At 69.7% G+C, this 23229-nt stretch carries 19 protein-coding genes; 13 read left to right on the forward strand and 6 right to left on the reverse strand.

Annotation, left to right across the window (positions count from 1 at the left end; all coding sequences use genetic code 11):
- Positions 1-16: 16 nt before the first annotated feature.
- From ABD848_RS05550 to ABD848_RS05585, 8 genes are read left to right on the forward strand one after another with little or no spacing between them, the layout of a single operon-like run.
- Positions 17-1873, forward strand: coding sequence for a PEP-utilizing enzyme (locus ABD848_RS05550; protein ID WP_344968025.1), 1857 nt, complete (start codon positions 17-19; stop codon positions 1871-1873).
- Positions 1873-2967, forward strand: a complete 1095-nt coding sequence (locus ABD848_RS05555; RefSeq protein WP_344968027.1) for a PEP/pyruvate-binding domain-containing protein — start codon at positions 1873-1875, stop codon at positions 2965-2967. Before ABD848_RS05550 ends, ABD848_RS05555 begins: the two co-directional genes overlap by 1 nt.
- Entirely contained in the window at positions 2964-3467 is a 504-nt protein-coding gene (locus ABD848_RS05560) for an acetyl-CoA carboxylase (RefSeq protein WP_344968029.1), read from the forward strand. The genes ABD848_RS05555 and ABD848_RS05560 overlap by 4 nt, the downstream gene beginning before the upstream one ends.
- The gene (locus ABD848_RS05565) at positions 3464-4846 is read left to right on the forward strand and encodes an acetyl-CoA carboxylase biotin carboxylase subunit (protein ID WP_344968031.1); all 1383 of its coding nucleotides are present in this window, start codon (positions 3464-3466) and stop codon (positions 4844-4846) included. The genes ABD848_RS05560 and ABD848_RS05565 overlap by 4 nt, the downstream gene beginning before the upstream one ends.
- Positions 4843-6369: a hypothetical protein gene (locus ABD848_RS05570; protein ID WP_344968033.1), complete on the forward strand. Its 1527-nt coding sequence runs from the start codon at positions 4843-4845 to the stop codon at positions 6367-6369. The genes ABD848_RS05565 and ABD848_RS05570 overlap by 4 nt, the downstream gene beginning before the upstream one ends.
- Entirely contained in the window at positions 6366-7250 is an 885-nt protein-coding gene (locus tag ABD848_RS05575; RefSeq protein WP_344968035.1) for an HAD-IIA family hydrolase, read from the forward strand. The genes ABD848_RS05570 and ABD848_RS05575 overlap by 4 nt, the downstream gene beginning before the upstream one ends.
- The gene (locus ABD848_RS05580; protein ID WP_344968038.1) at positions 7247-9226 is read left to right on the forward strand and encodes an acetoacetate--CoA ligase; all 1980 of its coding nucleotides are present in this window, start codon (positions 7247-7249) and stop codon (positions 9224-9226) included. Before ABD848_RS05575 ends, ABD848_RS05580 begins: the two co-directional genes overlap by 4 nt.
- Complete coding sequence (locus ABD848_RS05585; protein ID WP_344968040.1) at positions 9223-10095, forward strand: amidohydrolase family protein; 873 nt, start codon at positions 9223-9225, stop codon at positions 10093-10095. The genes ABD848_RS05580 and ABD848_RS05585 overlap by 4 nt, the downstream gene beginning before the upstream one ends.
- A 450-nt stretch (positions 10096-10545) precedes the next feature.
- Here the strand turns inward: ABD848_RS05585 and ABD848_RS05590 are convergent, their stop codons facing one another.
- A complete protein-coding gene (locus ABD848_RS05590; protein WP_344968042.1) occupies positions 10546-11979 on the reverse strand; it encodes a glycoside hydrolase family 16 protein in 1434 nt (477 codons plus the stop codon).
- 488 nt (positions 11980-12467) lie between these two features.
- Between ABD848_RS05590 and ABD848_RS05595 the strand changes: the two genes are divergently transcribed.
- Entirely contained in the window at positions 12468-13469 is a 1002-nt protein-coding gene (locus tag ABD848_RS05595) for a LacI family DNA-binding transcriptional regulator (protein WP_344968044.1), read from the forward strand.
- 897 nt (positions 13470-14366) lie between these two features.
- On the opposite strand, the gene ABD848_RS05600 is transcribed toward ABD848_RS05595, so the two are convergent.
- A complete protein-coding gene (locus ABD848_RS05600) occupies positions 14367-16310 on the reverse strand; it encodes an ABC transporter ATP-binding protein (RefSeq protein WP_344968046.1) in 1944 nt (647 codons plus the stop codon).
- 714 nt (positions 16311-17024) lie between these two features.
- Between ABD848_RS05600 and ABD848_RS05605 the strand changes: the two genes are divergently transcribed.
- Together ABD848_RS05605 and ABD848_RS05610 are read left to right on the forward strand one after the other, a co-directional pair.
- Entirely contained in the window at positions 17025-17366 is a 342-nt protein-coding gene (locus ABD848_RS05605) for a hypothetical protein (RefSeq protein WP_344968049.1), read from the forward strand.
- 1 nt (position 17367) lies between these two features.
- Positions 17368-17778, forward strand: coding sequence for a tetratricopeptide repeat protein (locus ABD848_RS05610; RefSeq protein WP_344968051.1), 411 nt, complete (start codon positions 17368-17370; stop codon positions 17776-17778).
- Between the two features lie 65 nt (positions 17779-17843).
- On the opposite strand, the gene erm is transcribed toward ABD848_RS05610, so the two are convergent.
- Positions 17844-18683 carry a 23S ribosomal RNA methyltransferase Erm gene (gene erm / locus ABD848_RS05615; RefSeq protein WP_344968053.1) on the reverse strand — a complete coding sequence of 280 codons (840 nt, stop codon included), beginning with the start codon at positions 18681-18683 and terminating at the stop codon, positions 17844-17846.
- Between erm and ABD848_RS05620 the strand changes: the two genes are divergently transcribed.
- A complete protein-coding gene (locus ABD848_RS05620) occupies positions 18682-18822 on the forward strand; it encodes a hypothetical protein (protein ID WP_344968055.1) in 141 nt (46 codons plus the stop codon). The two genes, erm and ABD848_RS05620, sit on opposite strands and share 2 nt — an antisense overlap.
- A gap of 212 nt (positions 18823-19034) precedes the next feature.
- On the opposite strand, the gene ABD848_RS05625 is transcribed toward ABD848_RS05620, so the two are convergent.
- Complete coding sequence (locus ABD848_RS05625) at positions 19035-20519, reverse strand: SulP family inorganic anion transporter (protein WP_344968057.1); 1485 nt, start codon at positions 20517-20519, stop codon at positions 19035-19037.
- A gap of 579 nt (positions 20520-21098) precedes the next feature.
- On the opposite strand from ABD848_RS05625, the gene ABD848_RS05630 reads away from it, so the two are divergent.
- Positions 21099-21581, forward strand: coding sequence for a hypothetical protein (locus ABD848_RS05630; protein WP_344968060.1), 483 nt, complete (start codon positions 21099-21101; stop codon positions 21579-21581).
- 19 nt (positions 21582-21600) lie between these two features.
- On the opposite strand, the gene ABD848_RS05635 is transcribed toward ABD848_RS05630, so the two are convergent.
- Both ABD848_RS05635 and ABD848_RS05640 read right to left on the reverse strand, forming a co-directional pair.
- Positions 21601-22065 carry an NUDIX hydrolase gene (locus ABD848_RS05635; protein WP_344968062.1) on the reverse strand — a complete coding sequence of 155 codons (465 nt, stop codon included), beginning with the start codon at positions 22063-22065 and terminating at the stop codon, positions 21601-21603.
- Between the two features lie 430 nt (positions 22066-22495).
- A complete protein-coding gene (locus ABD848_RS05640) occupies positions 22496-23203 on the reverse strand; it encodes a class I SAM-dependent methyltransferase (protein ID WP_344968065.1) in 708 nt (235 codons plus the stop codon).
- Between the last annotated feature and the right edge of the window lie 26 nt (positions 23204-23229).

Genomic DNA, 23229 nt, shown 5'->3' on the forward strand with positions numbered 1-23229 from the left:
GAACTAGGAGTGATCGATGACAACCACCGAGGCCGTGCCGCAATCCCACGCCAAGCCCAACTTCCCCGACCCCTACAGCATCCCCACACCCCCCGGCGCCGAGGGGTGGCAGGAGATGTACCCCTACTACAACCTGTTCCTGGAGTCGCGCCGCGACCGTGACGCGCAGCGCACCTGGTTCCGCAACGGGATGCACTTCCCCGAGCCGATGCCGCCGTTCGACATGGTCACCTCCGACAGCGCGTTCATGAGCACCGGCGTGATGAACACCCGCGTCTTCGCGCTGCCGCCCGCACTGGGCATCGACGTGCGGGTGCTCAACGGCTACGTCTACATGAGCGCCAACAGCGTCGAGGACCCCGCCGAGGTGGAGCGCCGCGCCGAAGAGTTCGCGGTGCGCGTGGGGTACTACTACCAGAACTGGTCGGAGCTGTACGCGAAGTGGGAACGCAAGATGAGCGACCACATCGCGGCGCTCCGGGCGGTCGAGATCCCCGAAATGGGCGAGTACGAGCCCCGGGAACGGGTGCTGGCCGGGCGCGGCGTCGCCTCGGCCAACGACCTCCTGGTGGCCTACCAGGCGATGCTGGCCTCGCTGGACGCGGCCTGGAACCTGCACTCCGAACTGCTGAACATGGGATACGCGGCGTATTTGAACTTCCTCACGCTGTGCCGCGGCCACTTCCCCGAGATCACCGACCAGACGGTGGCCACGATGGTCAGCGGCGTCGACGTGCTGCTGTTCCGCCCCGACGACGAGCTGAAGAAGCTCGCCGCCCGCGGTATCGAACTCGGGCTCGCCGCTGAGCTGACCAGCGGCGCCCCGGCCGAGGAGGTGCGGGCGCGCCTGGCCGGTTCCGAGGCGGGGCGGCAGTGGCTGGCGGACTACGCCGAGTCGGCCGAGCCGTGGTTCCACTTCTCCTACGGCAACGGCTTCTACCACCACCACCGCAGTTGGTCCGACGATCCGGCGTTTCCCATGACGATGATCGGCGAGTACGTGGGACGGCTCCAGGCCGGCGAGGACCTGTCGCGGCCGATCGAGCGGCTCTCCGCCGAGCGCGACGAGACCGTGGCCCGCTACCGCGAACTGATCGAAGACCCCGGCGAGCAGGAGGCGTTCGACGAAGCGCTCGGGCTGTCCCGGCTGGTGTTTCCGTACGTGGAGAACCACAACTTCTACGTCGAGCACTGGTACATGACGACGTTTTGGAACAAGATGCGGGAACTCGGTGCGCTCTTCGTGCGCTACGGCTTCTTCGAGCAGCCCGACGACCTGTTCTTCCTGCGCCGCTCCGAGGTCGCCGACGCCGTGGCCGACCTCCAGATGGCCTGGTGCGGCGGCGGGGAGCCGCTGGGCCCGGACCACTGGCCGCCGATCGTGGCGCAGCGCCGCCGCATCCACGAGGCGCTGCGCCGGTTCTCGCCACCGCCCGCCCTGGGGCCGGCCCCGTCGGGGATCGTGGAACCGATGACGATCATGCTGTGGGGCATCACCGACGAGCAGGTCGACAAGTGGCTCGCCGCCCAACAAGACGGCCACGACGGCGCCACCCTCGCCGGTTTCGCAGGCGCGCCCGGGGTGGCCGAAGGACCCGCGCGGGTCGTGCTCACCCCCGACGAACTCGACACGCTGCAAGAGGGCGAAATCCTCGTCGCCCCGATCACCAGCCCCAGTTGGACGCCGGTGTTCGCCCGTATCAAGGCCGCCGTCAGCGACATCGGCGGGATCATGTGCCACGCCGCCATCGTCTCCCGCGAGTACGGCCTGCCCGCCGTCGTGGGCACCGGAACCGCCACCGCCACCATCCGCACCGGTCAGCGCGTCCGCGTGGACGGCGACACCGGCACCGTCACCCTGCTGGAGGACTGATGCGTACCTACACCCGCTCATTCGCCGAGCTGCGGCTGTCAGACCGGGGCGAGGTCGGCGGCAAGTGCGCCAGCCTGGGCGAACTGCTCAGCGCCGGCGTGGAGGTGCCTGAGGGTTTCGCCGTGACCGTCGCGGCCTTCGAGGCGTTCCGCGACACCGACGGCCTGCGGCAGCGGCTGGCCGCCCTGGTGGACGGCGTCGATCCCGCGAGCGCCGCGGCGCTACAGGCAGCGCACGAGGACGCCGCCGGGCTGGTGGGCTCGGCGCCGCTGCCGCCCGAGGTGGAGGCCCAGATCCGGGACGGTTACGCGAAGTTGTGCCGGGAGCGGGGCCACACCGACGTGCCCGTGGCGGTGCGCTCCTCGGCGGTGGCCGAGGACGGTGACGGGGCCAGTTTCGCCGGTCAGCAGGAGACGTTTCTGTGGGTGGTCGGCGCCGACAGCGTCGTCGACCACGTCCGTGCCTGCTGGGCAAGCCTGTACACGCCGCAAGCCATCGCCTACCGCGCGCGACTGTCGGCCCAGGAGGCCGCGGAGGCCACCCGCATCTCGGTGGCCGTACAGGCCATGGTGGACGCGGCCGTATCCGGGGTGGCTTTCACCGTCAGCCCGCGCACCGGCGACCGCTCGGTCGTGGCTGTCAACGCCAGTTGGGGACTGGGGCACGCGGTGGTCTCCGGCGAGGTCACCCCCGACGAGTTCTGGGTCTGCAAGGTCGGCCCCCAACTCACCGACAAGACGGTGGCGGTCAAAACCGCGCAATCCCTGGCCGACCCGACCGGGCAGGGCGTGGTCACCGTCCCCGTGCCCGAGCATCGCCGGCGGGTCGCGTGCCTGGACGACGAGGAAGTCCTGGCGCTTGCCGAGCTGGCGATGCGCGTCGAGCGCCACTACGGCTGCCCCCAGGACATCGAATGGGCGCTGACCCGGTCCGACCAGGGACGTCCTGCCCGGTTCGTCATGTTGCAGAGCCGTCCCGAGACCACGTGGCGACAGCGCCAAGACGAGACGCGGACCAAGCGAGCGAGCGCGGCCGGCGGATACCTCAACCTGGTCCACGCGGCGGGCCGGCGCCAGAAGGAGGCCACCTCGTGACCCCGCCACCCGCCGACCAACCGCCGTCCTGGAACGAGCTGCTGGACCTCGTCGCCCGCCTGGACAGCTCCCCTTACGCCGACGTCGAACTCGACCTGCCGGGGCTGCACCTGCGGATGTCGACCGCCCCGGGGACCGCCGAGGGCGACAGCCCGGCTCCCGCGCCGGCGGTCCCCGCCCAGCCGCCGACTCCCCCGCCCGCCGAGGAAGCGCAACCGGCCGAGGCGGGAAGCACCACGGCCGGGGCGCAGCTCGTCGACGTCACCGCGCCGCTGCTGGGCACGTTCTACCGCCGCCCGTCCCCCGACGCCGACCCGTTCGTCGAGATCGGCTCCGAGGTCACCGCCGACACCAGCGTGGGCATCGTCGAAGTGATGAAGATGATGACACCGGTGCCGGCCGGGGTCGCCGGGCGGGTCGTGGAGATCCGTGCGCAGGACGGCGAAGTCGTCGAACACGAGCAGGTGCTGGTGCGGATCGCCCCGGAGGGCGGCCTATGACCCGGGTGCTCATCGCCAACCGGGGTGAGATCGCGGTGCGCGTCATCGCCGCCTGCCGGCGGCTGGGGCTGTCCCCCGTGCTCGCCGTGAGCGCCGCGGACCGCGACTCGCTCGGCGCCCGGCTGGCCGACCGGGCACTGTGCATCGGACCGGCCCCCGCCACCGCCTCCTACCTGCGGCCCGAGCTGCTCGTGGAGGCCGCGCTCGCCGCGGAGGCCGCCGTGCTCCACCCCGGCTACGGTTTCTGTAGCGAGCAGCCCGCGCTGGCCGAAATGTGCGCCGAGCACGGGATCGCCTTCGCCGGGCCGCGGCCGGAGACGCTGCGGGAATTCGGGGACAAGGGCTCCGCCCGGGCGGCGGCGGTGCGCGCCGGTGTCCCCGTGGCCGCCGGCGGGGAGTTCACCGACGTCGACCAGGCCCACGAGATCGCCCGCGGCGCCGGGTTCCCGGTGCTGGTCAAAGCCGTCCACGGGGGCGGCGGTCGCGGCATCCACCTGGCGCGCGACGAGGACGAGCTGGCCCGGGTCGTCCCGGTGGCCGCCTCCGAGGCCCAGGCGGGGTTCGGCAATCCGGCGCTGTACGTCGAACAGTTCTTCCCCCGCGCCCGCCATGTCGAGGTGCAGGTCTTCGGCGACGGTGAAGGCGGCGTGGTGGTGCTCGGCGAGCGCGACTGCTCGGTGCAGCGGCGCCACCAGAAGCTGCTGGAAGAGTGCCCGGCCCCTGGGCTCTCCCCGGCCACGCGGGAGCTGCTACGCGGCAGTGCCGAACGCCTCGCCGCCGACGTCGGCTACCGCGGCGCGGGAACAGTGGAGTTCCTGGTCGACACCGAGGCCGGCACCGACCCGGCCACTGTGGTCTTCCTGGAGGTCAACGCGCGCATCCAGGTGGAGCACCCGGTGACCGAGGAGGCGTACGGCGTGGACCTGGTCGCCGCCCAGTTGCGGTTGGCTCTCGGCGAGCCGCACGGGCTGCCCGAAAAGCCGCCGGAACCGCAGGGGCACGTGCTGGAATGCCGCATCAACGCCGAGGACCCGTGGCAGGACTTCCGGCCCAGCCCGGGCCGCATCGGGGTCGCGGAGTTCCCACGCGGCCCCGGAATCCGGGTCGACACCCACGTCACCGCAGACCACCTGTTCCCGCCGCACTACGACAGCCTGCTAGCCAAACTCATCGTGCGCGCCCATGACCGGACCGCCGCGATCGAGGCCATGCGCGGCGCGCTGCGAGCCACGCAGGTCACGGGGGTCGCCACCACCGCGCAACTGCACGAACACCTACTCGCACACCCCGACTTCCAGGCGGGCTCGGTCACCACACGGTGGCTGGACGCGACCTGGCCACCGCAGCAGCACCGAGGCGGGGAGGGAGACACCGCATGACCCGGCCAACGATCCGGCTCGTCGACACCAGCACCCGCGACGGCAACCAGAGCCTGTGGGGCGCCACCGGGCTCACCACCGGCATGGTCGAAGCCGTCGCCCCAGCCCTGGAACGCGCCGGGTTCTGCGCCCTCGACTTCACCTCGTCGACCCACCTGTCGGTCGGCGTGCGCTGGCACCACGAAGACCCGTGGGAACGCATCCGGCGGATGCGGGCCGCCACGCCCACCACGCCACTGTCCCTGATCACCACGGGCATGCGGTTCATGTCCTGGGACCGCTCCCCAGAGTCGGTGATGCGGATGTCGCTACGGTGCCTGGCCCGCAACGGGATGCGTCGCCTCCAGATCGCCGAGCCGATGAACGACACGACCGCGGCGCTGGCCGTGGCGCGCATGGCCAAGGAGGAGGGCATCGAGCAGGTCGTCGGCGCGGTGACCTTCACCGAGTCACCAGTGCACACCGACGACATCTACCGCGAGACCGCCGCCGAACTCGCCGGTGACCCCAGCATCGACGCGGTCTACCTCAAAGACCCCGGCGGGCTGCTCACCCTCGAACGCACCCGCACCCTCATCCCCGAGCTGCGCGAAGCCGTCGGTGAGCTGACCTTCGAACTGCACAGCCACTGCACCGCCGGTGTGGCCCCGCAGGTCTACGTGCTGGCAGCCCAGCTCGGCGTCGACGTGCTGCACACCGCCATCGGGCCGCTGGCCAACGGCACCAGCCAGCCCTCGGTGACCACCCTGGCCTCCAACCTGGACGCGGTGGGCATCGACACCGACGTCGACCTCGACGCCATCGCCGAAGCCGAAGAGCTGTTCCACCGCTTCGCCGAACAGCAGGGCCTCGAACCCGGGCGGCCCACGGAATTCGACCTGAGCGTGCACCGCCACCAGGTTCCCGGCGGGATGATGGGCACACTGCGCCGCCAGCTCGACGAGCTCCGGCTACCCGACGCGCTGCCGGAAGTGCTGGAAGAGGTCGGGCGGGTCCGCGCCGAACTGGGTTACCCGATCATGGTCACGCCCTACAGCCAGTTCGTCGGCAGCCAAGCGGTGTTCAACGTGCTCGCGGCGCGCGCCGGCCGCCCACGCTGGGACCGGCTGCCCGACGAAGTGATCCGCTACGTCCTCGGCCACTTCGGCACACCCATCGCAGACATCGCCGACGAGGTGCGCGAACGGGTCGCAGTGGCCCCGCGAACCCGCGAACTCGACCAGCCGCGGATCGAGCCGACCGAGGAGGAGCTGCGCGCCAAAGTCGCCTCCACGCTCGGCCGGCCGGCCACCGACGAGGAGGTCGTGCTGCGCACCGTGCTCCCCGCCGACCAACTCGACGCCGTCGCCGCGGCCGGCCCGGCGCCGGCCTGGAGCGACACCCCCGAGCCCGGCTCCGGCGGCACGCTGCGGGACTTCCTCGACGGTGTCGCCGAGCTTCCCCGGTGGCGCTTCCTGCACGTGCGGCTCGCCGACCAGTCGATCACGCTACGGCGCCACCCAAGCGCAACGGAGGGACCGTGAACGCTCCACCCCTACCCGCCGAGGTCCACCACCGGCTCGCCACGGCCGAGGGCGTGCTGTTCGACATCGACGGCTGCCTTGTGCTGTTCGGCCAGACCCCGCACGACAGCATCGCGCTTCCGGGCGCCGCGGCGGCGATCACCGCCCTGCGCGCCAGCGGCCGGGCGGTGGCGGCGTTCACCAACGCCTCCGCCAAGACCCCCGCCGGGATCGCGGCTGCCCTGCACGAGCTGGGCATCCCCCTCGACGAGCACGAGATCCTCACCCCGGCCGCAGTCGCGGCCGAGGTCATCACCAGCCGCTACGCCGACCGGCCGGTCCTGGCCTTCGGCGGCCCCGGGCTGCTCGACGTGCTCCACGCCCGCGGCACGGCACTCCTGGACGAGGACGCCGACCCCACCGACGCCGCCGCCGTGGTGGTCGGGTGGGACACCAACTTCCACCGCGACCGGCTCCAGCGAGCCGCCGAAGCCCTGTGGAACGGCGCCGAACTGCTCACCACCAGCGACGCGCCGAGCTTCGCCTCCCGCGGGCGGCCCACGGCGGGCGTCAGCGGTTTCATCGCCCACGGCCTGGCCCACGTGACCGGCGCGCAGGTGGAGATCCTCGGCAAGCCCTCCCCCACGGCGATGGAGATGGCCGCCCGGAAACTGGGCGTGGACCACGGGAAACTCCTCGTCGTCGGCGACGACCTGACGCTGGAGATCCGCATGGCCCTGGCCGCCGGCGCGACGGCCGTGCTCACCACGACCGGCACCCACAGCGCGACCGACGCCGCCGCGGCCCCGCGGGCCACGCGGCCCGATCTCGTCGTGGACGGCCTGCCCGAACTGCTTGCGCTGTGGCCCGAGGTCGACGAGGCCGACGGAGGTGGACTATGACCGCTCCCCGCAGCGGGGACGTGCTGCGCGAACCGGCCCCCGACGTCCATGACACCACCCGGATCGGCGCCTACCTGCGGTGGCTGCAACACGCCCGCGGCCTCGCCTTCGATGACTACCACGCCCTGCACCGCTGGTCGGTCGACGACCTCGACGGCTTCTGGTCGTCGGTGTGGGAGTTCGCCGGCGTGCGCGCCGCCACCCCACCCGCCGCGGTACTCGCCGACCCGACCATGCCGGGGGCGACATGGTTCCCCGGGGCCACCCTCAACTACGCCGAGCACGCCACCCGCCCCACCGGCGTGGCCGCGGCGGCCCCGGCCGTCATCGGCGTCTCCCAAAGCCGCGAGCGGGTCCAGCTCAGTTGGGCGGAACTGGCCGACCAGGTCGCTCGCGCCCGCGAGGGGCTGCGCCGCCTCGGCGTCGGGCGGGGCGACCGCGTAGCGGCCTACCTACCGAACCTGCCGGAGACCGTGGTCGCGTTCCTGGCCACGGCCAGCCTCGGCGCCGTCTGGGCGGCGTGCGCCCCGGAGTTCGGCGCCCACAGCGTCATCGAGCGCTTCGCCCAGGTGGAGCCGACGGTGCTGCTCGCGGTCAGCGGCTACCGCTACGGCGCCAAGGAGATCGACCGGCGTGACGAGGTCGCCCAGATCCGCGCGGCGCTGCCGTCACTCCACCACGTCGTGGGGGTGCCCTACGGCCCGGGCACGCTACCGGAAACCGTCTGCTGGACGGACCTGCTCGCCGAGCCGGCGCCACCGGCCTTCGACCCGGTGCCCTTCGACCACCCGCTGTGCGTGCTGTTCTCCTCGGGCACCACCGGCCCGCCGAAGGCGATCGTGCACGGCCACGGCGGAATCCTGCTGGAGCACTTCAAGAACCACCTGCTCAGTTGGGATCTGCACCCCGGAGACCGGATGCTGTGGTTCACCACCACCGCGTGGATGATGTGGAACTCGCTGGTTTCCGGACTGCTCGCCGGCGCCACGATCGTCACGATCGACGGCGACCCGGTGCACTCCGGCTTGGACTGGCAGTGGCGGTTGGCCGAGGAGATCGGCGCCACGCTGATGGGCGCCAGCCCCGGCTACCTGATGGCGTGCCGCTCGCAAGGGCTCGCGCCGGCTCGCCACCACGACCTGTCGCGGCTGCGCCAGATCGGCGCGGCGGGCAGCCCGCTGCCGCCGGAAGGCTACGACTGGGTGACCGAACAGTTCGGCAGCCGGGTGCTCCTCAACGTCGGCAGCGGCGGCACCGACGTGTGCAGCGGCATCGTGCAGGGCGGGCCGTGGCAGCCGGTGGTGCGCGGGGAGATCTCCGGCCCCTGCCTGGGCGTGGCCGCCGCGGCGTTCGACCCCGCCGGACACCCGGTCGTCGGCGAGTTCGGTGAACTGGTCATCACCGAACCCATGCCGTCCATGCCGCTCGGCTTCTGGGGCGACGACGACCGGTCGCGGTACCGGGCCGCCTACTTCGACACCTACCCCGGAATCTGGCGCCACGGCGACTGGGCGCGTTTTTCCTCGTCGGGGAGCTGCGTGATCGCGGGCCGGTCGGATGCCACACTGAACCGCGGCGGCGTGCGGCTGGGAACCGCCGAGTTCTACCGCGTCGTGGAGGAACTGCCCGAGATCGTCGACAGCCTCGTCGTCCACCTCGAAGACGCCCATGGCGGCAACGGCGAGCTGCTGCTGTTCGTGCAGCTCGCGGCGGGCCACGAATTCGACAACGCGCTGCGCGAGCGCATCGCGGGCGCGTTGCGGACGGCGCTGTCCCCTCGACACGTGCCCGACCGGGTCATCTCCGTGGCGGCCGTGCCTCGCAACCGCACCGGTAAGAAGCTCGAAGTGCCGGTGAAGAAGATCCTGCGCGGCGCCGCCGTCGACGAGATGCTCAGTCGAGACGCCCTGGCCGACCCGCGCGCGCTCGACGCCTTCGCCGCGCTGCCCGCACACCATGGATGGGAGACCGCGTGACCACACTCGACCTCGACCAGCTCACGGCGGTGGATGTGCACGTCCACGTCGAGCAGGACAGCGACGGCTGCTTCTCGCTCGACCGGGAACTGTTGGACGCCTCCGCGGCGTATTTCAAGTCCGACGAGCACCGCACCCCCACGCTGGAGCGGATCGCCGAGTACTACCGGGAGCGGCGGATCGCCGCCGTGGTGTTCACCGTCGACGCCACCGCCGGCACCGGGCACCCCGCCCTGTCGAGCGAGGAGATCGCCGAGCAGGCCGCACGCCACGCCGACGTGCTCATCCCCTTCGGCTCGGTGGACCCCCACGCCGGCAAGGCAGCCGTGCGCCAAGCGCGCCGGCTGGTCACCGAGTACGGCGTGCGTGGCTTCAAGTTCCACCCCAGCTTGCAGGCGTTCGAGCCGAACGAGACGCGCTTCTACCCGCTGTACGAAACGATCGCCGACTTGGGGGTGCCCGCGCTGTTCCACACGGGGCAGACGGGCATCGGTTCCGGCCTGCCCGGCGGCCGGGGGATCAAGCTGCGCTACTCGGACCCGATGCTGCTCGACGACGTCGCCGCCGACGTCCCCGAACTGACCGTCATCCTGGCCCACCCCTCGGTGCCGTGGCAGGACGAGGCGATCTCGATGGCCACCCACAAGGCCAACGTGTTCATCGACCTGTCGGGGTGGGCACCGAAGTACTTCCCGCCGCAGCTCGTGCGGGCGGCCGGCAGGATGCTCAAGCACAAGGTCCTCTTCGGCTCCGACTACCCGCTGATCCCGCCGGACCGCTGGCTCGCCGACTTCGACAAGCTCGACCTGCCCGACGCCGCGCGCCCGCTGATCCTCAAGGAGAACGCCGCCGGCGTACTCGGGCTCTAGTCTTCGGCGACGCGGTGACGGCGATGGCCGCGCGTGCGGGCTCTCCCGATCACGCCCCTTCTCTCACGGCAGACTGCGCCGTTCGCGTCGCGCTGTCTCACCGCACAGCGCGACGCCATAGGCGCGGTTGGCGGACGCGCGAGGTTTCCCGCGGCTGTGGGTGGGCGGCGTCCTCAAGGGGGAGCGCGTGCATGGCCGGGGAAGCGCCGGCTGCTCGCGAGGCGTCACGGCCCCGTGTGGCACGCACCCTCCCGCGGCCCGCCTGCGTCGCGGCCGGAGCGTCTTTTCGCCGACGCAGTCATATCTGGGCTGAGCGGAAAACGGAAACGTGCCCCCTGCGCCTCTCGGCGCAGGGGGCACGTTGAGGAGCGTCGCCCGGTCACAGCCGGGCGGCTCAGACTCCGGTGGCCGGCGCGCCCCTCAGGTCACACGGTGCGCCGGCATCCGGCCTCAGGCGGTGGAGAACGTGAACCAGTTCAGGTTGACGAAGTCGGCCGGCTGGCCGCTGGAGAAGGTCACGTAGACCGTGTGGGTGCCGGTGACCGCGCTCATGTTCGCTGGAACGGTCTGCCAGCTCTGCCACCCGCCGGTGTTGGCGATCGCGAACGTGGCGACGGGGGCGGCTGTCCGACTGTCCAGTCTGACCTCGACCAGACCGCTCACCCCGCCGGCCGCGCCCGAGGCGACGCGGGCCTTGAACTGGCGCGCGGCGGTCGAACCGAAGTCGACGCCGTCGAAGCGCAGCCAGTCGCCGTCACCGATCTGGGCGACGTTCTGCCCGCCCCCGGTGTCGGAGGTCGCTTCCAAGACGGTGCCCGACTGCGCCTGGTAGTCCTCGCCCTGGATGGTGGACCGGGCGTCCACGCCGCCGTCCGGCGGGTCGGTGGGATCGGGAGAGGGGGAGGGGTCGGGATCGGGGTCGTCACCCGTGCCGCTCTCCCACACCCCGACGTAGTCGACGCGCATGGGCGCTCCGGGCTGCGTGGCGGCGGTGGGGGTGGCGCTGCCCTGCACCCCGTCGGGGAAGGCACCGCCCATGGCGACATTGAGCAGGATGAAGTAGCCGGCGTGGCTGGTCATGTCGTCCCACGTGCCGGAGCCGACCTGGCTCTCGTCGACACTGTGGTACTGCTGACCGTCGACATACCAGCGCAACTGGCCGGAAGAACCGCTGCGGTCCCACTCGAAGCGGTAGGTGTGGAAACCGGACTGGCAGGTCGAGCCGGGGCAGGCCCGGCTGTCGCCGAGGCCCTGGGTTTCGTTGCACGGCCCGCCTGAGGAGACGCCGCAGTGGAGCACGCCCCAGACCGAGTCGATGCCGTTGACGTTCTCCATGATGTCGAACTCGCCCACGCTGGGCCAGTTCCAGTAGTCGCCCCGGTAAGGCGAGCCCAGCGCCCAAAACGCGGGCCAGTAGCCGAGGGCGGCCTCCCCGGTGATGTTGGGGACCTGGATGCGGCCCTCAATGCGCAACGTGTTGCCGTCGGCGGGTTTGAAATCGGAGCGCCGGGTCTCGATCCGCGCGGAGGTCCACTGGCCCGAGGCGTCGCGCCTGGGGGTGATGGTGAGGTTGCCCTGGCCGTCGAGACTGATGTTCTCGGGGTTGTCGGTGTAGGTCTGGATCTCTCCCGTACCCCAGTTCGCCGGGCCTCCCGGGTAGGAGGTGCCGGTGTCGATGATCCAGTTCTCAGAGTCGGGCAGCGAGCCGGCCGGGCCGGTGAAGTCGTCGCCCCAGACCAGGTTCCAGCCGTCCGGATCGGGGGGCAGGGCGGCCTGGGCGGGTGCCGTCGCGGTGGTCACGGTGGCGAGAGGGAGGAGGAGCGCGCCGAGCGCGGCGAGCAGCGCGCGGGGGCGTCTGCTCCTGGGAGGTTGATGGCTCTCCATGCTGGCCTCTTTTCGTGCGATTCGCGTGTGGCTGCGTTCGGTCGGGCGCAGGGTGTCCGTGCCGGTACGGCTGCGGACCGGCACGAGCACCGGCGGAGTTTCGGCTAACAGCAAGAGAGCGCTCTCTCACATAACGAACATGACATACACCACACAGACAGACAAGACGTGAGGAACATTAACTTCCCGTATTCAAAACAGCAGCGCCGATGACGGGGAACACGATGGGCCACGGCCTGGAAAGCCACCTGAGCTTTCTTCCGAAAACCCATCTCGAACTGGGATGATGGCCGCATAGGGCACAGCCGCCGATCGTGTGGCCCCACTGATGTGGTCACCTCCGCAGGCGGCTGTTTTTCCGCATGTCATAACGGGGTATGACACAGCGGTATTCGCCATGAACGCGAACGGACATCCCCGCATGGAGCGCGGAACTCTCCAGAGAGCGCTCTCCGAATGAGTGGTCGGCTGCGGCCAGGGGAGGATCATTGGGAGACAAACGTCCCACCTTGGAGGCGGTCGCGGCTCGCGCCCAGGTGTCCCGCGCGACCGTCTCCCGCGTGGTCAACGGGCAGGCCACCGTCAACCCCCAGATCCGAGACGCGGTCCTGCGCGCCATCGAAGAGCTGGGGTACGTGCCCAACTCGGCGGCACGCAGCCTGGTCACACGGCAGACCGACTCGATCGCCCTCGTCGTCTCCGAACCCCCCACCCGCGTGTTCTCCGACGACCCGCTGTTTTCGCTGGTGATCCGCACCGTAAGCAGCGAGCTGGAACTGTCGGGCAAACAGGTGATCCTGATGCTGGCCGGCTCGCAGCGGGCGCAGGCGCGGGTGGAAGACTACGTCGCCGGCGGGCACGTGGACGGAGTCATGTTCGTGTCGATGCACGGCGCCGACCCGCTCCCGGGCGCCATCGCGCGCATGGGGGTACCGGTCGTGTCCTACGGGCGGCCCGCGGTCGCGGTGGACCTGCCCTATGCCGACAACGACAACGTGGGAGGCGCGGCCCAGGCCGTAGAGCACCTGCTCGACATCGGCCGCCGCCGCATCGCCACCATCGCCGGCCCACAGGACATGATCGGCGGGCAGGACCGACTCACCGGCTACCGTGACGCGCTGCGAATGTCGGACCGCCGGTCGATCGTGGCGGTCGGGGACTTCACCCGAACCTCCGGCGTGACGGCCATGCGCCATCTACTGGAGGACGACCCCGAACTCGACGCGGTGTTCGTGGCCAACGACCTGATGGCCATCGGCGCCCTCCAGGCGTTGCGCCAGGCCGGGCGGCGGGTCCCCGACGACGTCGCCGTCGTCGGCTTCGACGACATCGAGGCCGCCGGCTTCACCGACCCGCCGCTGACCACCGTGCGGCACCCCGTCGTCGAGCAGGCCACCGCCATGGTCAAGCTGGTCCTCACCCCGCCCGAGGAGCGCGAAACCGACCACGTGATCCTGCCGACCGAACTCGTCGTCCGCGACTCCGCCTGAAAGGGGAATCCCCCTCCCGCCGCTTTCGGTGGGTCCTGATCCAGCGGCCGGGGGAGTACGACGCCGGTACACCCGCCCCACCGTGACGGCGCTGGGTTCTGGTTGTCGAACGGCTGGGGTGTGGGGTGGGTGGGGATGTTCGTCGTCCGCTCGTGCCTCGATCGCTTCGCGATCTCGGCAGCCTGAAGGGACGCGGTGGCTGGGGTGAACACCACCACCCAACACCCCCCGACACCCCAAAGAGACCCGATAGCTGGGGTGAACGCGATCACCCCACGCGTCCAGGAAGCCCCGGCCGAGACGAGAGGCTGTTACGGCGCCATACGCCCCTCTCGCCCCCACCAGGCTCTGCTTTTTGAAGAAACGGCGAAGGCCAGCAGCGGACACACGCGGATGAGCGCCTCCGCCGTCGCCCCTGGGCTGCCGAGATCGCGAAGCGATCGAAGCACGAACCAACGACGAACACCCCCACACACCCCACAACACCCCAAAGAGACCCGATAGCTGGAGTGAACACCACCACCCAACACCCCCCGACACCCCAAAGAGACCCGATAGCTGGGGTGAACGCGATCACCCCACGCGTCCAGGAAGCCCCGGCCGAGACGAGAGGCTGTTACGGCGCCATACGCCCCTCTCGCCCCCACCAGGCTCTGCTTTTTGAAGAAACGGCGAAGGCCAGCAGCGGACACACGCGGATGAGCGCCTCCGCCGTCGCCCCTGGGCTGCCGAGATCGCGAAGCGATCGAAGCACGAACCAACGACGAACACCCCCACACACCCCAGCCGTTCGAAAAACAACGACCTAGCGGTCCCCGCCGTACCGTGTCGCGGCGGGCGCGCCCGCCGCGACACGATCGGGAGCCAAGACGGCCGGTCGCTGCCGGCCCCGCGGGCTCAGCCCTGCGTCGGTTGGCTCATCTGGGGCAGCGCCTCGCCGCCGGCACGGTAGGCGTCGGCTTGGAGCTGGTACAGCTCGGCGTAGAGCCCGTCGAGCCCCATGAGGTCGTCGTGGGTGCCGTTTTCGACGACGCGGCCGTGCTCCAGCACGTAGATGCGGTCGGCCATGCGCACACTGGCCAGCCGGTGGGTGATCAACAAGACGGCGGCGCCCTGCGCCGCGGCCTGGAGGGTGTCGAAGAGGTGCTTCTCGGCGCGGGCGTCCAAGGCGGCGGTGGGCTCGTCGGCGATGAGCAGATCCCCCTGCCGGTAGAGGCCGCGGGCGGCGGCGATGCGCTGTTTCTGCCCGCCGGAGAGGTCGGCGCCGTGGGCGAAGCGTTTGTCGAGAAGGGTGTCCAACCCGTAGTCAAGGCCGGCGATGACCTCGTCGGCGCCGCTGAGGTCGAGCGCGCGCTGGAGGCGGTGGGGGTCGGTGTCGGCGTCGGTGGCCATCGTGATGTTGCGGCGGGCGTTGAAGGGCCACTGGGTGTAGTCCTGCCGCATGGTGGCGATGCGCTCGCGCAACTGGTGGGCGTCGATGGTGGTGATGTCGCGGCCGTTCCAGGCGATGGTTCCGTGCTGCGGGGTGTAGAGGCCGGCGATGAGGGTGGCCAGGGTGGTCTTGCCTGAGCCGTTCTCGCCGACCAGAGCCACCACCTCGCCACGGGCCAGGGTGAGGTCGACGCCGTTGAGGGCGGGACTCTGGGCGCCGGGGTAGGTGAAGGTCACTCCCGTGACGGTCAACTGCTCAAGCGGGCTGGGCAGGGAGTTCGGGGCGGGGGCGGGGGTGCGGCGGCGCGACTCGGTGCAGGCTTCCAGCAGGTCGGCGAAGTACAGGCCGGCCTCGTAGCAACTGTTGACCGCGGTGACGAGCCGATCGAGCGCGGCCTTGCCCCGCCCCAGGGCGAGGTAGGCGGCGCCGGCCACCGCCAGCGGCATGAGGCCCTGCACCAGCAGCGCGAGCAGCGCAAGGTAGGTGAACAGCGTGACCAGCCCGCCCACGGCGTCGCCGGTGGCGCGGGTGGTGGTTTGGCGCCGCACAATGGCCAGCATGACCTGCTGGACGTAGGAGGCGATGCGCCGGTATTCGGCGAGCAGGCTGGGGGCCATGTTGTAGGCGCGCAGCTCGGCGGCAGCGTCGCGTTGGGAGACCATGTCGCCGAGGATGTAGCGGTGCCGGTTGGTCGCGCTGAGCCGGCGCAGTTGCGTGTAGCGCATGCGGGCCGCGCGCACCGCGGCCCAGCCTGCCGGCAGCACCGTCAGCGCCAGCAGCGGCAGCAGGACGGGGTGCAGCACAGTGACCACCGAGGCCACCGCCACCAACCCTACGATCTCGGTGATGATGTCCACGGTGTAGTCGGTCATGTTGCGGGCCTCGAAGATGCCGCGGTCGCGGGCGCGGTAGATGGCGTCGCAGTAGTCGCTGTCGTCGAAGGACTCCAGCTTGACCTGGGAGACCAGCGTCATCAGCTCGATTTGGAGCACCCGGTCCACCTGCGGGCTCAGTCGTCCTTGCGCCCAGATCGCCGCCGAGGTCAGGGCCGAGCGCCCCACGGTGGCCGCTCCGGCCGCCAGCAGCGCGGGCAGCGCCGCCTGGATGCGTTCCGGGGTGGGGCCGTTGGCGAACAGGCTGTGCAGCACTCCGGTGATGGCCACCAGCACGAAACCGCTGAGCACGCCCGCGGCGGTGTTGCACACGAGCGCGACGAGCGTGTCGCGCGGGCTGGCCCGCCAACTCCACCGCAGCGCCGTGGCCATCAGCGAAGGCAACCGGGCGGCCATGCGCCAAAACGACATGCGCTCCAGGTCGGCCACCCACGGGAAATAGCGCGATCCGGCTAGCTCGGGAAGGTCGACCTTGGGTTCCGTCCTGGTTTTGTTTCGGCGGAAAAACCGCAGCATACTCATCCTTAAATAGGCGTGCGTAGGTGCCACAGGAAAAGGATCTTTATGGCCGCTTCCTTATGTTTTCCAATCCGGACAGGCGAGAACGCCCCATTCTCGACCAAAACCAGACCATCGGAAACCGGCCCACTCGCATTCCCGTGCGGCAGGGTTGTTCAAGATACCGAAGCGGGACGACACATCAGATGACTCTCGTCGCCGGAGGCTCTCGTATAGCCGGACGGATACTGCGAGGCGCCGGAGCTCTCGCCCGCTGGCGCAGCGCGAACCGCGGCGCCGTCTCCCCTGGCTGTATCGCAGGAGCGCCGCCCAGAGAGCCTCACTGAGCACAGACGACACCGCCAACTCGCCCTGCCCTGGGAGTGACTTTCAGGGCACAGCCAAACGATCCGTATTTACCGGAAAAGGAATTATCATGAGGGTGAGCATGGATGCGGTGATCACCGCCAGACTAGCCGCAACTCGAATTCGGTCATACCGGAGGTGACACTGACCAATGGCCATAAAAGCAGAAAAAAGGAGCTTCCCACGGAAGAGACAATTCAGGCCAACGGGGCAGCCTGGCTGGGAATTCGAGTAGCTTGCCATGACAGACGAATAGCAGAGAGGGGACCTTTGCCACAGCCTAGGACCTGCCGGGCACCCCTGACTTTTCCATGGAAGGCTTACTTAAAAGGTTTACTTAACTACAGAAAGTGAAAAAATTTCAGCGTGAGCACTACGAGAAACGAAGAACACTCCCTCCTCCCCATGCGGGCGGTTTGGGGCGCCGTGTGGCTCGGGGCCGCTCTGGTCTGGATCGGCCTGCTCGCCGTGGAGTGGTACCTCAGCGGTCCCACCGCTTGCCCTCTCACTTCGGAAACACCGGTGTACGGCACCGCGCAGTGGTCGTGGTGGCCGCCAGGACGGATCTGTGTCTGGGAACTCAGCATCGGCACCGAGGAATACACCATCACTGATCATCCCTCCCACTCCCGCCTCGCCATCCCGCTGCTCCTCCTGCTGTGGGGTGCCTCGCTGCTGACCCTGAGACACCGGGCGAAGAAGCGGTGACGTGGAGCAACCACAGCGCAAGGCAGCACGCCACCCGAAGAACGTGACCGCGAAACGCGACCTCCTCAGCAGCCCCCACGATCGTCCCCCGCTGATTTCGCTGAGCATCGGTATCACGGCGCGCCGGCAGGGGCGCTACCCGTTGGCCCAACGGGCCTGCCACGATGCGCGCGAACGGTACCGCGCGAGGTACGGGCCTGAGGACGTCGGCACGCTGGTCAGCCGGGGTGAACTGGCGCTGGTACTGGCCGACCTGGGACGGCCAGCGGCGGCCGAGGAGGAACTGCGCGCCGTGACAAAGACTGCCCGGCGCGCGTTGGGAGACGCTCACCCTGCCACCATGGCCCTCCGCGACAGTCTCACCCCTGTGCAGCACCATACGGGGCGCATCCCAGAGACCGAAGCGCTCTGAAGGACCAGCCCCCGCCGTCCTCGCGGCAGGGGCGGTTGGGCTGCGCTCCGGGGAGATCGGCCAGGTCAGCGGCGCCGGTTGTTGGTGGGGCGGGAGCGTCGGGAACCGTGGCTTCGGGACGGTGACGGCGGTGTGGGGGCGGTCTGCGAGGCGAGATGCCACAGCGAGGCCCACTGGTGGGCGGTGAGGTCCTTGGGCAGGGCCTGCGGTGACACGCGATGCTCGCGCAGCCAGCCGCGCAGCGCGGCGGTACCGAAGCGCCCCGTCCGGGTGAGGACCTCCTGGACGCCACGGCCGCGGCCGGTGAAGACCTCCTTGACGAAACGCTGGTAGGGCGCGCGGTCGGCGACGAGCGGGGTGGCCCGGCGGGTCATGGTGAGCAGCCCGCCGTCCACGCCCGGCACGGGCCGAAACGCCCGTGCCGGCACCCGTTGGTGCAGCGTGAACTCGTACCAGGGCCACCAGCTCGCGGTGAGCAGGGTCGCTCCGCCCACGCCGGCGCGGCGGCGGGCGACCTCCCACTGCACCAGCAGGGTCGCACTGCTCCAGTGCGATGCGGCGAGGATGCGCCTGAGCAGTCGCGTGGTGAGGTGGAAGGGGATGTTGCCCACGATCACGTGGGGGTGGCGGGGGAAGCGGTAGGTCAGCGCGTCCCCGGTGTGGACGACGACATGGTCGGGGGTGCGCCGGTCGAGGCGCCGGGCGCGCTTGGGGTCGACTTCGACGACGGTGAGGTTGCGGCCCAAGCGGCTCAACGGCAATGTGAGTGCGCCGTCGCCTGGGCCGAGTTCGACGATGGGACCGGTTGTGCGTGCGATGAGGGCGTCGATCGCGCTGATCACGCCGCGATCGACGAGCAGGTTCTGGCCAAGCTCGTGGGGTCCGCCCGCGTAGGAAGAAGGCATGAGTAGTGTGCTCCGCAGCGAAGTGATCGGAGCCGGGCAGCATGAGAACGCCGCACCGGCGGTGGCCCGGGTGCGGCGGAGCTGGCGCGTGCTAGGTCAGCCCGCCGCTATGAGCGGCGAAGGCGAACTATCACGCTGAACCCCCTGTTGTCGGTGGCGCTCGTGCTGCTACTCATCGTTTGGACTGTAACGGGTCGGAGTCTGCTGGTGCGAGCGATTTTTCGTTGCCGCGTTAGCTGCGGAGACCGGCGCCGACTGGTTCCGCCGAAACGGGCAGGGCCACCGTAGCGACGCCACGGCGGCCCTTGGATGCGTCCGTATGCGGTTGTCGGTGCTCGTGGCGCCGCCGGGTCAGTGGGCGCCGATGGGCAGTCCGCTCAGTTCGCGGTGCAGGGCCGCGCTCAACTCGTTGAGCCCGGTGATGTCGACCTCGATGCCGTTGTGGCTGAACTTCTCGGCGGCTTTGTCCAGAACCGCGACCGCGGAGGAGTCCCAAACGTGGGCGCCGGTGAGGTCGATGGTGACCCGCTCGATGCCCTCCTCCTGATAGTCGAACTGGCCGAGGATCTGGTTGCTGGAGCCGAAGAAGAGTTCGCCGTGGACGAAATAGACCCTGCTGGTGCCGTCGGGGTCGAGCACGCTGGTCAGTTGGGCGAGCAGCGCGGCTCGGCGGGCGAAGAGCACCATGGAGGTAATGACACCCACGAACACCCCGATCGCGAGGTTGTGTGTGGCCACGATCACAGCCGCGGTCACCACCATGACGAACGTTTCCCCGTAGGGCATCCGGCGGAGCGTGCGCGGCCGGATGCTGTGCCAGTCCATGGTGCTCGCGGCCACGAACACCATGACCGCCACCAAGGCGCCCATCGGGATGGCCGCCGCCAGGTCACCGAGCAGCACGACGAGCACCAGCAGGAACACCCCCGCGAGCAGTGTCGACAGGCGGGTGCGCGCCTTGGAGCGCACGTTCATCACCGTGGGGCCGATGGTGGCGCAGCCGGCCATGCCGCCGAAGAGGCCGGTGATGACGTTGGCCCACCCCTGGCCACGGGCTTCGCGACCCTTGTCGGAGCCGGTGTCGGTGTACTCGTCGACCAGCTTGGCGGTCATGAGCGACTCCATGAGCCCCACGAGCGCCAGTGTCAGGGACGTGGGCGCGATGATGCCCAGCGTCTCCAGGTTCAGCGGCACGTCGGGCAGGAACGGCACGGGCAGGGCGCCCGGCAATTCCCCCATATCCCCCACAGTGGGCACGTCAAGACCCACGAGCCAGGTGAACCCGGTAAGGACGACGATAGCGACCAGCGGCGCCGGAACCGCTGTGGTGAACCGGGGCAGCACCACAATGACGGCGAGCCCCACCACGATCATCGTGTACACCTGCCAGCCGTCGCCGGCGAAGTGCGGGATCTGGGCCGTGAAGATCAGGATCGCGATCGCGTTGACGAACCCGGTCATGACGCTGGGCGGGACGAACCGCATGAGCTGTGCCACGCCGAGAAGGCCCAGCACCACCTGGAAGCCCCCGGCCAGTATGGTGGCCGCGAGCAGGTAGTCGACGCCGTACTCGTGGCCGATCGGGGCCACCACGAGCGCCATGGCCGCGGTGGCTGAGGAGATCATCGCGGGCCGCCCGCCGAGGAAGGCGAGCGCCACCGCCATGGTGAAGGAGGCGTACAATCCCACCCGGGGATCGACTCCGGCGATGATCGAGAACGAGATCGCGTTAGGGATCAACGCCAAGGCCACCACCAGGCCAGCAAGGGCCTCGGTGCGCAGCACCGACAGGAGCGAGAGCGTGGACCCGCGCCACGCCTTCGTCTGTGTGGTCATAAAGCCGCTCGCTTTCAGCAGCTCAGGCGGGACCGCGTAGAGCGGCCGGCCATGGATCGGTCAGGGCGGGAACGGACTCGGTGCGGAGAAACCGGGCATGAGGCTGCCCGGCGGTCGTGTCACGGGTCGGGGAACAGGACGATCCCGAAGGATTCTTTGCAGAGCGAGTCCGTACGTCCCCTGTGCCCGGCGGCGCGACGTGCCCCGACGGAGAGGACGCAATAAAAAAAGAACCTCGCACGTGGGGGGTGCGCAGTCCTGGCGAAAAACACTACCCAGCCGAAGGACTCCTGGTCACCGTGAATTTCTGAGACGGTATTCACACGCCGAGCTGGTTTCGGTGAGCCCAGCCAACGAGTAGTCAACAATCACCCGACTTGGCTGGCCACAGCCCCGACTACCTGGTAAAAGCTGCAAGCCAAGGCATGCCCGCTTTTACGGTCACCGCTGCGTATGGCTTCCGGACAGAGTGCTCGCTCCTCAGTAGGCGGCGATAGGCCCACTGTCGGTCACGGCGCCACGTAGGCTGACCGTTCGGACCGTGAACCAGTCGGCCAGCGGCGAGCGAGGAGAGACTGCGTGACGCGCATCGGGATCACGGGGCATTCCAACCTGGCGGCGGAGAGTGTGGCGCTGGTGCGCCGGGAGTTGGCCGCTGCACTGTCCCCCTACGCCGGTGAGGGGCTTGTGGGGGTGTCGTGCCTGGCCCGCGGCGCCGACCAGCTCTTCGCCGAGGCTGTTCTCGACACCGGCGGCGCCCTGGAAGTGGTGCTGCCCTCGGTGGACTACCGGGAGACCAAGGTCAAGCCCGACAATCTCGACCAGTTCGACAGGCTGCTCATGCGCGCGGAGCTGGTGCGCTACATGCCGCACCGCACTGCCGGCGAGGCCGCCTACGCCGACGCCAACGAGACGGTTCTGGCGCGGATCGACCGGCTCTTCGCCGTGTGGGACGGCCGGCCCTCGGGCGGCAAGGGCGGTACCGCCGACGCCGTCGAGGCGGCGCGCGAGCGGGGCGTGCCGGTGGAGGTCATCTGGCCCGAGGGCGCCCGCCGCGCGTGAGCGGACAGCCGGGGCGGAGTCAGTCGGGCGGGTTGGTGGCCAGGGACAGCAGACCCTCGGTGTTGGCGGAGATGAACTCGGCGGCCTGCGGGGGCTTGAGGTCGATCTGGGCGATTCCTTCGGGAGTGAGGGGAACGCGCACCAGTTCGTAGGTGCCGTTCTCGGGTTTGTCGAACTCGGTGCCGGTGCGGTTGTCCAGATCTAGGGAGAGCAGCCGGGCTACGAAGAAGTGCTGGATGGCGATCCCGCTCTGACGCTGGTCGGTGACGATGAACACCTGTTGGGCGTCGGCGATCTTGCCGCCCAGCTCCTCGAAGACCTCGCGGTGCAGGGCCGCCTCGACGCTGGTGTCCTCGGCGTCGACGCCGCCGCCGATGGTGGCCCAGTAGATGTCACGTCCGGGCTTGTCGCGTTTGAAGAGGACGAGGTGTGCGTCGTCGTCGAGGAGGATGGCTCGGGCGATGCGCTTCACGACCGTTGGCATATGTAGGGGGTTCCGTCCTTGTCCGGATAGCCCGCTCCCTCGCTGGTGCGAGAAGGGGAAAGCGGGTTCGCGCCGTCGTTTCTCGTGAAGGGCTCATGTTGCCACGGCCGGTGGCGTGAGGTGACAGGCGGGTAGCTTACCGGCGACTTCGGTGCTGCCTCCAAAGGCGGTTTGGCGTGGCCGAACGTGTGGTTTGCGGCGAGCGCCGCAGTGCCCACTCGGGGTAGGCGAAGCGGCAGACCGGTTACCGGCACTGACAAGGTTCCAGTTCAAGGGCGGTATTCGAGCCGAGCCCCGGACGGCGCACCGACAGCGTGACTCGGCTCGCGTGCCAGCTCGTCCTCTCCTCGTTGTCGTCGACGGACTTTTGGACCCTCGAGTGCCGGTCGGCGCGATGGGGACCTTCGAGGGCGCCCCTGAAACGGCGGGACTATCGAACGGCGACCCCCCACACCGCCGTGTTCACCGGCCAAAAGAGTGAGTTCCGGAACTTGCGCTCCTCGATGCTCACGGACGCGAATCCGGCCCCGCGAATGGTTTCGGGGGTGTGGCGGTGCGTGTCGCACCCCTCGAACAGCCACCCCCACGGGCGCCGGATGGATCTTTGCACCCGAGCCCTGAGACTGGAATGCGGGGCGGCGACGTGCTCGATGAAACGGAACCGCCCACCGGGCCGCAAGATCCTGCGGATCTCCGACAGCACCAGCTCCGGGTCCGTCACAGTGCACAGCACGAGCGAACAGATCACCTCGTCGACCGAGGCGTCGGGAAGCGGGATGGCCTCCGCTCCGGTCGGCAGGATCGTCAACTCGATCCCGGCCGAGGCACAGCGCTGCCGAAGGCGGTCGTGCATGCGCAGGCTGGGCTCGATCGCGTACAGATGGGTGCCGGGTTCGAGGTAGCAGATGTTGGCGCCGGTCCCGGCGCCGATCTCGACCACGGAGCCGGCGGAGGTTCCGGTGAACGCGGCCTGTTTGTGGCGGCGCGCGATGTGGTTGATGTATCCGGCGAACGCGGTGAAGAACCAGGCGTTGAAGCCGCTCACCGCGCCGTGGTCGAAGGACAGGTCGTCTCGGAGCGGTCCCACCGTCAGAGGTTGCGGGTCGCCGCCGGAGTTGGTGTGCTGCGAAGAGTTCACGGTGTTCCTTCCGGGTTTCCGGCGAC

Origin of the sequence: Salinactinospora qingdaonensis (assembly GCF_039539445.1) — a bacterium.
GTDB classification, from domain to species: Bacteria; Actinomycetota; Actinomycetes; order Streptosporangiales; family Streptosporangiaceae; genus Salinactinospora; species Salinactinospora qingdaonensis.

Bases quoted from the DNA above. Each gene is read 5' to 3' on its own strand.
- ABD848_RS05550 (WP_344968025.1), top strand. From the start codon at position 17: ATGACAACCACCGAGGCCGTGCCGCAATCCCACGCCAAGCCCAACTTC.
- ABD848_RS05600 (WP_344968046.1), bottom strand. From the start codon at position 16,310: ATGCTGCGGTTTTTCCGCCGAAACAAAACCAGGACGGAACCCAAGGTC.
- ABD848_RS05555 (WP_344968027.1), top strand. From the start codon at position 1,873: ATGCGTACCTACACCCGCTCATTCGCCGAGCTGCGGCTGTCAGACCGG.
- ABD848_RS05570 (WP_344968033.1), top strand. From the start codon at position 4,843: ATGACCCGGCCAACGATCCGGCTCGTCGACACCAGCACCCGCGACGGC.
- erm (WP_344968053.1), bottom strand. From the start codon at position 18,683: ATGCCTTCTTCCTACGCGGGCGGACCCCACGAGCTTGGCCAGAACCTG.
- ABD848_RS05635 (WP_344968062.1), bottom strand. From the start codon at position 22,065: ATGCCAACGGTCGTGAAGCGCATCGCCCGAGCCATCCTCCTCGACGAC.
- ABD848_RS05625 (WP_344968057.1), bottom strand. From the start codon at position 20,519: ATGACCACACAGACGAAGGCGTGGCGCGGGTCCACGCTCTCGCTCCTG.
- ABD848_RS05565 (WP_344968031.1), top strand. From the start codon at position 3,464: ATGACCCGGGTGCTCATCGCCAACCGGGGTGAGATCGCGGTGCGCGTC.
- ABD848_RS05620 (WP_344968055.1), top strand. From the start codon at position 18,682: ATGAGTAGTGTGCTCCGCAGCGAAGTGATCGGAGCCGGGCAGCATGAG.
- ABD848_RS05580 (WP_344968038.1), top strand. From the start codon at position 7,247: ATGACCGCTCCCCGCAGCGGGGACGTGCTGCGCGAACCGGCCCCCGAC.
- ABD848_RS05590 (WP_344968042.1), bottom strand. From the start codon at position 11,979: ATGGAGAGCCATCAACCTCCCAGGAGCAGACGCCCCCGCGCGCTGCTC.